General features: G+C 64.4%; 3 protein-coding genes. All 3 read left to right on the top strand.

The window, feature by feature from the left end:
- Positions 1–844: ketol-acid reductoisomerase (ilvC, locus tag KF759_RS14145; RefSeq protein ID WP_291226489.1), on the top strand; the 844-nt coding region annotated here is incomplete at its 5' end.
- Positions 845–881: 37 nt separating this feature from the next.
- Positions 882–1,226, top strand: a complete 345-nt coding sequence (locus tag KF759_RS14140; RefSeq protein ID WP_291226488.1) for a hypothetical protein — start codon at positions 882–884, stop codon at positions 1,224–1,226.
- Between the two features lie 14 nt (positions 1,227–1,240).
- Positions 1,241–2,401: thiamine pyrophosphate-binding protein (locus tag KF759_RS14135; RefSeq protein ID WP_291226487.1), on the top strand; the 1,161-nt coding region annotated here is incomplete at its 3' end.

Here is a 2,401-nt window from a genome sequence, read left to right as displayed (position 1 = left end):
GGTGGCCGAGCCGACCGAGGCAGTCAAGCAAGCGGACCTCGTCGCCGTGCTCACCCCCGACATGGCGCAACCGAAGCTGTACACCGATGCGATCGAGCCGAATCTGAAACCGGGCGCCGCCTTGCTGTTCGCACACGGCTTCAACATCCACTTCGGCCAGATCAAGCCGCGCGCCAACATCGACGTGGTGATGGTCGCGCCGAAAGGTCCCGGCGCGCTGGTGCGCAGCGAGTACGAACGCGGTCGCGGCGTACCGTGCCTTTATGCCGTGGCGCAAGACGCGAGCGGTCATGCATCCGAGCGCGCCAGGGCCTATGCCGACGGCATCGGCGGCGCGCGCGCGATGCTGATCAAGACCGACTTCAAGGAAGAAACAGAAACCGATCTGTTCGGCGAACAAGCCGTGCTGTGCGGCGGCGTGAGCGAGCTGGTGACGAAGGGTTTCGAGACGCTGACCGAAGCCGGCTACCAACCGGAGATCGCCTACTACGAGGTGATGCACGAGCTGAAATTGATCGTGGATCTGTTCTACGAAGGCGGCCTGACGAAGATGCTGCAATTCGTTTCCGAGACCGCGCAATACGGCGATTTCGTCAGCGGTCCACGTGTGGTCGATGCGGGCGTGAAGGCGCGCATGAAGCAGGTGCTGAGCGAAATCCAGAACGGCACCTTCGCCAAGAACTGGACTGCAGAATACGCCGCCGGCCTGCCCAATTACCAACGCCACCGACAAGCCGATCTGGATCATCCGATCGAACAGGTCGGCGCCGCGCTGCGCGCGCGCATGCCGTGGTTGCAGCCGGATGCGCCCAAGGCGGTGGAACCGCTGCGCAAGGTCGGCTGAAGAACGCATTGCCCATCACGACACAACGAGGTTTCGCATGAAACGTTTTCATATTTCTGTCGCCGTCGCCGATCTGGACGCTTCCATCGATGACTACAGCGCGCGCCTTGGCCAACTACCGCAGGCCGTGGTCGCCGGCAAGTACGCCATGTGGCGCACCGAGTTGCTCAACTTTTCGATCAAGCTGCAACCCGAGCGTCGCGGCCAACTGTGCAACCTGGGCATTGAGGACGACGCCGCACAAGGCTTCACATCGAGCACGGATTGCAACGGCATTTCGTGGGAGCGTTTCTCCGCGCTCGAACAGGACTTGCAGGTGATCATGCAGTTCGGCGTGCCGGTACATCCGTTGCCCACGGAAGCCGACCTGATCCGCAACTGATGCAGCGCCCGATCATGATGCAAGCTGCGACCACGCTTTCCACCCCCGCCGCGCATCCGCTCGCCGGGCAAAAGATGAGCGGCGCCGACATCGTCGTGCGTGTGCTTGCCGACGAAGGCGTGGACGTGCTGTTCGGCTACTCCGGCGGCGCGATCCTGCCGGTGTACGACGCGGTGTTTCGCTACAACGCCACGCATCGGCGCGAACCCGATCACGAATCCCTGCCACTGATCGTGCCAGCGAACGAGCAAGGCGCCGGCTTCATGGCGTCCGGTTACGCGCGCGCTTCGGGCAAGGTGGGCGTGGTCATCGTCACTTCCGGTCCGGGCGCGACCAACACCGTCACCCCGGTGCGCGATGCGATGGCCGACTCGATCCCGCTCGTCGTGATCTGCGGCCAGGTGCCGACGCATGCGCTGGGCAGCGATGCGTTCCAGGAAGCGCCGGTGAGCAACATCATGGGCGCCTGCGCCAAGCATGTGTTTCTGGTCACCGAGCCCGCACAACTGGAAGCGACCTTGCGCAGCGCATTCGAGATCGCGCGCAGTGGCCGCCCCGGCCCGGTGGTGATCGACATACCCAAAGACATGCAGAACGCCAAGCTCGAATTCGACGGCGCGTGCACCTTGCCGATTCCCGGCTACCGTGCACGTTTGCGCGCGGTGCAGAACGCGCGACTGGACGATGCCGCGTGCGCCGCGTTTTTTGCCGCACTGGCGCAATCCAGACGCCCCTTGATCTATGCCGGCGGCGGCGTGATTGCGGCGCAGGCAGCCAACGCACTGCGCGAATTCGTCGATACGTTGCGCGTGCCCGTGGTCACCACCTTGATGGGACTGGGCGCGCTCGACACCACGCATGCGCTGGCGCTGCACATGCTCGGCATGCACGGCACTGCCTATGCCAATTACGCGGTGGAGGATTGCGATTGCCTGATCGCGCTCGGCGCGCGCTTCGACGATCGCGTCGCCGGCGTGCCGGTGCGCTTCGCGCCACGCGCGCGCTTCATTGCACACATCGACATCGATCCGGCCGAAATCGGCAAGGTCAAGGCGGTCGATTGGCATCATGCCGGGCCGCTCGCTGCCGCACTCGAACGGCTGACGGCCTACGCTCGCGCGCATGCCGTGCATGCGCGCTTCGACGACTGGCACGCGCACATCGCGCAGTTGAAG

This window comes from Dokdonella sp. (assembly GCF_019634815.1).
GTDB lineage: Bacteria > Pseudomonadota > Gammaproteobacteria > Xanthomonadales > Rhodanobacteraceae > Dokdonella_A.
This window is presented reverse-complemented; position numbering and strand designations above follow the sequence as displayed.